This window comes from Buttiauxella sp. S19-1, assembly GCF_022134725.1.
GTDB classification, from domain to species: Bacteria; Pseudomonadota; Gammaproteobacteria; order Enterobacterales; family Enterobacteriaceae; genus Buttiauxella; species Buttiauxella ferragutiae.
Genome location: NZ_JAHWLU010000155.1, coordinates 1 through 9,019, shown reverse-complemented (window position 1 = coordinate 9,019; position 9,019 = coordinate 1). Strand labels below are relative to the sequence as shown.

The 9,019-nt window shown below is 43.3% G+C and carries 8 protein-coding genes and 1 pseudogene; 1 reads left to right on the top strand and 8 read right to left on the bottom strand.

Annotated features, from left to right (window positions below; translation table 11 throughout):
* From MES37_RS22155 to MES37_RS22125, 7 genes are all read right to left on the bottom strand, one after another.
* The coding region (locus MES37_RS22155; RefSeq protein ID WP_237932658.1) for a YhcH/YjgK/YiaL family protein at positions 1-342 on the bottom strand (342 nt) is incomplete at its 3' end.
* A 207-nt stretch (positions 343-549) separates the two neighbouring features.
* The gene (locus MES37_RS22150; protein WP_237932657.1) at positions 550-1,242 is read right to left on the bottom strand and encodes an L-ribulose-5-phosphate 4-epimerase; all 693 of its coding nucleotides are present in this window, start codon (positions 1,240-1,242) and stop codon (positions 550-552) included.
* 88 nt (positions 1,243-1,330) lie between these two features.
* The gene (locus MES37_RS22145) at positions 1,331-2,305 is read right to left on the bottom strand and encodes a TRAP transporter substrate-binding protein (RefSeq protein ID WP_064547045.1); all 975 of its coding nucleotides are present in this window, start codon (positions 2,303-2,305) and stop codon (positions 1,331-1,333) included.
* A gap of 18 nt (positions 2,306-2,323) precedes the next feature.
* The gene (locus MES37_RS22140) at positions 2,324-3,604 is read right to left on the bottom strand and encodes a TRAP transporter large permease subunit (protein ID WP_064547047.1); all 1,281 of its coding nucleotides are present in this window, start codon (positions 3,602-3,604) and stop codon (positions 2,324-2,326) included.
* On the bottom strand, positions 3,601-4,092 hold the full coding sequence (locus tag MES37_RS22135; RefSeq protein WP_064547049.1) for a TRAP transporter small permease: 492 nt from the start codon (positions 4,090-4,092) through the stop codon (positions 3,601-3,603). Before MES37_RS22135 ends, MES37_RS22140 begins: the two co-directional genes overlap by 4 nt.
* Before the next feature lie 24 nt (positions 4,093-4,116).
* Positions 4,117-5,118, bottom strand: coding sequence for a 3-dehydro-L-gulonate 2-dehydrogenase (gene yiaK / locus MES37_RS22130; protein ID WP_064547051.1), 1,002 nt, complete (start codon positions 5,116-5,118; stop codon positions 4,117-4,119).
* Between the two features lie 621 nt (positions 5,119-5,739).
* The gene (locus MES37_RS22125) at positions 5,740-7,026 is read right to left on the bottom strand and encodes an esterase-like activity of phytase family protein (protein WP_237932656.1); all 1,287 of its coding nucleotides are present in this window, start codon (positions 7,024-7,026) and stop codon (positions 5,740-5,742) included.
* Between the two features lie 187 nt (positions 7,027-7,213).
* Here MES37_RS22125 and MES37_RS22120 point away from each other — a divergent pair, with 187 nt between their 5' ends.
* Positions 7,214-8,752: a methyl-accepting chemotaxis protein gene (locus MES37_RS22120; protein WP_121813378.1), complete on the top strand. Its 1,539-nt coding sequence runs from the start codon at positions 7,214-7,216 to the stop codon at positions 8,750-8,752.
* Between the two features lie 69 nt (positions 8,753-8,821).
* Here MES37_RS22120 and MES37_RS22115 read toward each other — a convergent pair.
* A pseudogene (locus MES37_RS22115) lies at positions 8,822-9,019 on the bottom strand (5-methyltetrahydropteroyltriglutamate--homocysteine S-methyltransferase); the annotation flags it as partial.

Genomic DNA, 9,019 nt, shown 5'->3' with positions numbered 1-9,019 from the left:
AACACAATCAGACTCATAGAATAAAATATCTCTTGTATCATTATAATCACCGAAGTGTGGATGATTTCCTGTGTCTATTGACCAAGCCATTAACTCGGTGCCTGACAACAAAATTTGTAAGTCTGAGTGATACTTATGAACTTCCGGGTGAAAATCAGAAAGTGGACTCGTATGGTACTCCAAAATCACAAACCAGAGTTTCTTTGAGTCATATCCATCAAGTTCATGCCTACCAAGAGGCAACGAACTTAAATCAATTTCATTTAATTTTGACAATACATCGTTCACCACAAAAGGATAACTTTCCGATATTGAATTTTTTTTAACATTTCCAACCAACATATAATTATCCCTTTTACAAATAAGATGAAGAATTAATGACAAAATTTGAACATTATTTTGATAAAAACCCTACTACGCAATCAAGAACCTTACTTGTTCAGCATGATTAGTTCGTATAACAAACCCAAAATCATTTAATGTCATGCTCAGCATTTAGCACTGCTCCATAGAGATTAAATATCAACAAATTAACATCCTAACTGATGACTATTTTTGACCATAATATGAGTTTTTACCATGCTTACGATTGTAATGCTTATCTAATAAAGCAGGATTGATCATTATGCTTTCATTAATCACCCTGGTAGAAATGGCCATTGCCGCGACTTCCTCCAAAACAACTGCATTATGCACAGCATCAAAGGCATCTTTCCCCCAAGAAAATGGAGCATGGCCAGCGATAATGACACCAGGCATAGCATGAGGATCTAAATTATTTTTGCTAAATGTTTCAACAATGACTAACCCTGTATTTTTTTCATACTCAATATTGATTTCATCATTCGACAACTGTCTGGTGCAGGGTACATCACCATAAAAATAATCTGCATGTGTAGTTCCTAACGCAGGGATATCTAATCCCGCTTGTGCCCACACAGTTGCATTACGTGAGTGAGTATGAACAATACCACCAATACCCTTGAATGCTTTATATAACTCCAGATGTGTAGCCGTATCACTTGAGGGATTTAGAACCCCTTCAATACGATTGCCATCTAAATCAACAATAACAATGTCATTGACATTCATAACATCATATTCAACACCAGATGGTTTTATAGCAATAACACCTCTATCTCTATCAATTTCAGAAACATTTCCCCACGTGAAAGTTACCAGTCCATATTTCGGCAACTGGAGATTGGCTCTTAACACACGTTCTTTTAGATCATTAAACATTTAACACCATCCGTTTAGTTAAATTAAAGAAAATAAATAGTCTAACTATGCACCAACAGGAAGACTATTTATTTAATACCGTTGCAGATTATTGAACTGCGGCTTGAATTTCCTTAATCATGGCATCACCATTTGTTTTGATGTAAGAGTTCCATGCTGGTTTTGCGGCGACCTGGAATGCAGCACCATCAACGTCTCTATTCACTTTCATTCCGTTTGATTCAAGCTCGCTGATCATTGTATTTTCTTTTTCAATACTCAACTTACGCTGCAAATCTACGGCCTCTTTAGCAACATCAGTAATGATTTTTTGATCTTTTGGACTCAGCGTATTAAATTTTTTATAGTTCATTGTTACAACTAAAGGTGAATATGCATGCTGTGTCAGGCTTAGGTATTTTTGAACCTCATAAAATTTAAATGAAAGGGTCACACCTAGAGGATGATCTTGCGCATCTACAACACCGGTTTCCAATGCGCTATACAATTCAGCTACAGGAAGTTGCTGTGGATTGGCTTTAAGCTCGTTAAACATATCATTAAGTGCTTTAGAATCATTCACACGCATCCGCAAACCAGAGAGATCTGTTGGCTCTTTAATTGGTCCACGATTGTTAGTTATATTACGATAACCATTTTCTGGATACCCCAACCCTTTCAGGTTCAGCGCTTCCATTTTTGAAAATATTTCACTCCCTGGTTTTCCATCAAGTGCTTTATATGCTTCCACTCGGGTTGGGAAGATAAATGGTAATTCGAAGGCAGCCGCTTCTGGAATTATTCCTGAGTAGTTATTCAGCCCAACCATGGAAATATCTACAATGCCAGAACGTGTTCCATCAATCATTTGCTTATCATTACCTAACTGGCCTTGAGGGAAGACATTGACTTTAATCTCCCCATTAGTCCGTAATTCTACTTCTTTTTTAAAGAATAATGACATATTTTGCTGAAGGTCTGATTCAGGCGCTGCATGAGCTAATTTTAATGTGGTTTGGGCAATGGCTGATGAACAAAATGCCAGAGTTGATACGATTCCAACTATTTTATATAAATTTTTCATACTCTCTCCTTAGTGTAATTAACCAATTACAAGTTGCATTGGTACTGTAATGATTTCCGGAAACAGAACGAACATCGTTAAAAGCATCAAGTATGCAGCAATAAATGGTATAACCCCTTTAACCGCTGTAGACATTTGAACTTTAGCAACACCACATACTACATTTAATACCGTGCCAACTGGTGGTGTAAGTAGGCCTATCGAACAATTAATAACAAACATTAAACCAAAGTAAGTTGGGTCAATTCCAGCCAATTTTACGATTGGCATTAATAATGGGACCAGTATCAAAATTGTTGGACTTAGATCCATTACCATGCCGACACAAAGTACTAGCAACATAATGACGGCCATTAATAATCTTGGACTATCCACCAACGGTCCTAACATTTCGGCTAATTGTTGTGGCAACTGAGCAACTGTTATCAACCATGCCGCAACCATCGCACAGCCGACCAGGAACATCACCATAGCTGTAGACCTGCCAGCCGCCAATAAAATGTGGAAGAATTTTTTAAATGTCAATTCGCGATAAATAACTGTCGATACGAATACTGCATATGCAGCTGCAACAACAGCGGCCTCGGTTGGTGTAAAGATACCAAAGCGAATACCAACAATAATAATGATTGGTAGGAATAATGCCCAAATACCATCCTTCAATGCTGCTCTTTTTTCTTCTTTACTTGCGCGTTCTACAACATCTAATTTTTCTTTTTTTGCTATGTGTCCCCAAACAAGCATCAGGGTTAACCCCATTAGCAAACCAGGAATAATACCGCCCAAGAATAAGTTTTTAATAGAGATGCCACCGGCAACACCAACGAGGATTAATGGTATCGATGGTGGAATAACTGGGGCGATAATACCGCCAGATGCCAGCAATCCCATTGACGAGCCTTCAGGATATTTTCCAGCCTTCATCATTGGGTAAAGGATACTTACCAATGCTGCGGCATCCGCCACCGCGGACCCAGATAAGCCAGCCAGTAACACAGAGGTCAATATTGCGACATAACCAAGACCACCTTTTCTATGCCCAACATACGTAGTTGCCAAACGAACTATTCGTGTAGACAAACCACCCGTTGACATGACCTCCCCTGCCACTAAGAAAAATGGAATAGCTAGTAAAGTGAAACTATCGACCCCATTCAGCAACCCTTGAGCTAGAATATCTGCACTAAACATATCCATATGGAACATCAATGCGATGGATGATAATAACAGTGCAAATGCAACTGGCAAACCGAGCAGTATTGATATAATTAGTACTGATAAAAATATCGCCAAAGTCATTGTTTACTCTCCATCTCATCTAAATCCAATAACCAATCAGGGCTAATAATTCGGACAAGTGCAATGATTGTCATTAATGCGCCGGATACTACACCTGCTAATGCGAATAGTGCCGTTGGTAATCCAGTCAGTTGTGATACATCTTGCCAGGTTGACATCATCTGTTGATGTGAACCGATTAATAACATTCCCACTGATACTAAAATCACCACTGAACAAATGCGTCTTAATATTGGTACGCATTTAGGCATTAATTTTTCTGTAAATTCAGCAACAGCAAGATGCTCGCCTCGACGTAATACAACGGCAGCACCGAGCATTACAACCCATACAAGACCTAAGCGAGATAATTCTACTGATGGACGTAAACCTGAAGAAAATCCATAACGCAAAGCTACATTGGTAAAAACAAGTACGATCATGCAAGCTAAAATGGCAGCCATAAATATATCGATGCAGTCCCAGACCCACTTAAATACTTTTCGCATAGCGCCCTCCTGGTTTCGATATTTTTACAATGATTTAATTTGTTCCCAAATTTCATCATGAATTTCGATCCCACCGGCTTTTTCGTGTTTATCAATAAATTTTTCAATTTCCGAACCAGCAATCATAACTGACCCGGTTTCCGCTGGTTCAGAAGCTAATACATAATCACGAATGCGCTTCATTTCATTTGTAAATTGGTCTTTTTCAATAGTTCTGGAGAGGTCAATTGCAATTAAAAATTGAGATACACCAAATTCCCCGCCCATATCTTCGGTCAATGCAGGCACAGAATTACCGCCAGAAATGGCTGTCAGCATCATATCCAGCACTATTGCCATAGAAGATCCTTTCCAGAATCCCATTGGCAGTAATCGCTTATTCTTCCATAAAACATGAGGGTCTGAAGTCAGTTCGCCGTTATCATCAAAACCACCAACAACAGGTAACTTTTTATCTTCAAGGACATAATTTTGAAGTTGCCCGTAGGAATACTGACTCATTGAGCAGTCAACTAAAACTGGTGGATCACCAGCAATTGCCATAATTAGAGGGTTTGATCCTACTCGGTGGTCTTTTCCGCCCCATGCAGGCATCACTGCAATAGAGTTTGTTGAGGCAATACCAGCAAAACCCTCACGGGCCATTTTTAAAACATACGTTCCACCGCGCATCCAATGATTAGAGTTGCGCATTCCGACCATGCCAATACCAAACTCGCGAGCCAGTTCCATTGCACGCTCGGAACAAATCAAACCATTCAATACACCAGGACCAAATTTACAATCCCATTGCTCAAGTGCGCCCATGCTGTTTACACATTCAGGGGTGTTGTTTAACTGTATTTGTCCCTTATCTACTTGATCAATAAACACAGGGAAGCGATTTATACCGTGTGAATAAGTCCCTTCATTTGCCATTTCGACAAAACCAGCAGCAAGTTTTGTCGCCATTTCAGGCTTCATATCCCTGGCCAGCAAAACGCGCTCATATTCTTCCTGCAGTTTCTTAGTTGTCACTAATGCCATTTTATTATCCTGTAAATTCCATAATGCGGAATCAGGACTATCTATAATTCCGTTTTCTTTGTCATTATTTCCATTTGGGTTTCATGACAACATGCACAAAAAAACATCTTTTGTGATGAGTATCACCAGTAACTTGTTAAAGAAGTGTTGAAATTTTGCTTGTAATAAGCTCACTAAAAACACATATCGATTACAAGAAAATCACAAAACAGAGACGTGATAATGAAAATTAAGAAACAAGTTAGTAACAAATGGAATTTCATCGCGGGATTTTGCATTGCACTACACCGGATTTATCAGTTCGGACTGTGCCTGAAGTACTGCGCAACAAGTCATTCGCCAAACCCGTAAAGAAAAAGATGGCAGCCGGGTACACCTGTATCAGGCATTTGACTTACTCTGCCATGATGCTCGGCTCAGACATATTGAGGATGAACGCAAGAAAAGTATTTTTGAGGTGTGCTAGCAAAAGGGACACTTTGCTTATTAGTGTGTCCAACTTTCTGGGTTTACTGCAAAATTGGTGGATGTCACGTGCACTAATCTCCCCTACAAATCCACAGCAACAGCGGTTTTTGTAGGTCGGGTTAGCGTTAGCGTCACCCGACACATTTCGAATAATTACTTCAAGGCTTCCGGCAACTTAATCACCCACAGCTCGTTTTGCGATTCGGGTTTATCCAGCGGTTTTATGGAGACTTTTGTGGCATCGGACTTGTCCACGACCGATTGCAGACCGAAATCGTTGTCATTAATCACCGCGATGGTTTGGTTATCGATCAGCGTCATACCTTCAGCTTTCTCTTGCTGCCAGCCTAGTTTACGCAAATCGACCACCTGCTTTTTCTCTGCCAGTTTGATGCCACGCGCTGTCAGTTGTGCCGCATCATCAAATTCAGGCGCTTTTTCTTTATCGAATGTGCTCAAGTCGCTAGCCTGGCTGAGATCGACGACATAAACCAGATTGCGCATTACTTTGTTTTTATCGCCTCCCTGTTCGATTACCAGCAGGCGGTTATCGTCCAGCGCCACAATGTCGCCAATTTTGGCGTCTTTGGCTTTCTTATAAACATCGACATCAATTGGGTAGCCATACATCACGGTTTGCCCCGTTTCCGGGTTGAAGCTCACCAGCCGAGTAAACTGCGCACTGTTTTTACTTTTACCGTCGATATCCAGCGTGCTTTGCACCGCCGCAATAATCCGCCCATCAGGCATCCGCGTAATACCTTCAAAACCACGGTTAGCCTGGCGCCATTTCAGGATATTCGGTAATCCACCCGCAACACCCTGCTCGCCTTGTTCTGCCTGCGGGCCGTATTTTTTGAGGATTTTTCCTTTGCCGTCGATGTTGATAATGAACGGGCCGTATTCATCGCACAGCCAGTAACCGCCTTTGCCATCTGGCGTAATACCTTCGGTATCCAGCCCGCGTTTGTCGCTCGACAATGGCTGTAAAGTATCGCTGAGCGCGATTTCATTGGTCGCACCAATCAACCCTTCCGGCAGTGGCAAACCGCTGATTGGGCCGTTTTCGTCGTGCAATGCATGGGCATCAGTCGCCAGCGCTTTGCCATCGGCCACGCGGATGGTCATCAGCAGCGGAGTGTATTTAGGATTGGCAAAAATCTTTGATTCTTTGTCGCCGACTTTTGGTGAATCAGCATTGGGGCCGCGATCGGTAACGGTGGCAAAAAACAACTTGTCACCCTCTTTACCCATAAACTGCAAACCCGATCCCACGCCAACCGGCAATCCATCAGGGAAATTAGCAGCATAGGCGCCCTGATATTCAACATGGTCACCTTGTGGAAATGTGACAATGTAACGTTCAACTTGCGGATCTGCCGCCTGACTTGCCAGAGGGAATAAAGAGGTCAGTAATAACGCAAAAGGTTTTAATTTCATGCTGTTCGCTTCTCTAGTTTTTGGTCACCCATTTTGGGTTTACAAGATATAAAGCAGCCACATGACACAAATATGACTATTCTCTGGCGTGATTATTTCCGTGGCTAAATATCCCGCCCTTCTTGCCGATAACCTTGTTGTACTGGCTGAAACGAGTCAGATTATTTTTTCAACATAAGGGTATCGCATGTCCGTCAGGCGTTTTTCGATTTTAGTTTTCAGTACATTACTGATTATTTTTCTGGTTAGCACTGCATCCAACATCTGGTCATTAACTCGTAGCAATCAATCTCTGGATAACGTCAACCGCGAGATCCGCGTGGTGTTATCGGTCATTGACCCTATTAACCACAGCCGCACGATGCGTGTTCGCGCTATGGAAGCGTTAGAAGAACATGAGCAAGGGTTGAGTGAGCAAGGGAATACCGCACTCACCGGGGCGCAGGGGGTGTTGGTGAAGGCCAACTCTGCGTTTCAGGCATATCTTGATGCGCCGAAACAACCAGGTGAACAAGTGCTGAGCGATGCTTATCAGAGTGCATTTGTTAACTATCGCGAGCAAGGTTTGCAACCGTTGCTTGATGCCGTGAAAGCCAACGATGCCGCGCGTGCACGCGCTCTGGTGACGTCTACACTGCCACAACTCGACAGGCAATTTGAGGTGACGCTGGATAAACTGCTGGCATTTCGTCAACAGCACGCCCAGCAATTGAACCAGGATGCGCAGGCCAGTTTCAATCAGAGCCTGATGAGCATCGCTGTTTTTGCCCTGCTGTTCGCCGTAATTCTTGGCGCAGTATTCTGGCTGTTGAAAAAACGGGTATTGAACGAGCTGGATAAGGCGAAATCACACTGTACGGAAATTGCTAACGGCATGCTGCATACGCCGATTGTCGCCACCGCCAAAGATGAAATTGGCGCGATGATGCGCGAACTGGAGCAAATGCGTGTTTCGCTGGCGAGTATTATCGGCCAGGTACGTGAGTCGAGCCAGACCGTGGCTTACGCCTCTGAAGAGATAGCCGCAGGCAATACCGACTTGTCTGCCAGAACCGAAGAACAGGCGGCATCACTGGGTGAAACGGCGGCCAGTATGGAGCAGCTTACCGTTACGGTGAAACTGACCTCTGACCATTCACATCAGGCCAATAAACTGGCAAGCGGCATGTTGGTTGCGGCTAATGACGGCAACGAAATCGTCAGTGATGTGATTGATTCAATGCGTAATATTGAGTCCAGCTCCAGCAAAATCGATAATATCATTAGCATCATTGAAGACATCGCTTTCCAGACCAATATCCTGGCGCTGAATGCAGCGGTAGAAGCCGCGCGGGCTGGCGAACAAGGGCGTGGATTTGCCGTGGTCGCATCTGAAGTACGCAACCTGGCGCAGCGTTCGTCCGTGGCCGCCAAAGAGATCAAAGAGTTAATTGAGTTGTCTGGTGAGCAGGTGAACATTGGCAGCAACCTGGTGAACCGTGCAGGCGAAAGCATGCAGCGTATTTCTAACGCAATTAAGCAAGTGACCAGTTTGATGGAAGAGATTGCGGTGTCTACCGGAGAACAGAGCCGTGGCATTGAGCAAATCAACCAGGCCGTGGTGCAAATGGATGTGGTAACACAGCAGAACGCCGCGTTGGTGGAACAAGCTTCCGCTGCGGCGATGTCACTAAAAGAGCAGTCACAGGCGCTAAATGAAACAGTAGCGGTGTTTAAGCTGGCGTAAGTATTGTGAAAGTGGTGGATGACGCGCAAGCGCGTATCCACCCTACAACACCGAATCCGACAAAACCGTTTACCACACCTTTTGGGCAAGCTCCGTCACCAGACGAACTTTATTCCACTGCTGCTCAGGCGTCAGGCTATTGCCCTCTTCGGTGGAGGCAAATCCACACTGGGGGCTCAGGCAAATTTGGTTGATATCGACATATTTCGCCGCTTCTTTGATTCTGTCTTCAATCAATTGTGGGTTTTCCAGCTCACCATTCTTGGT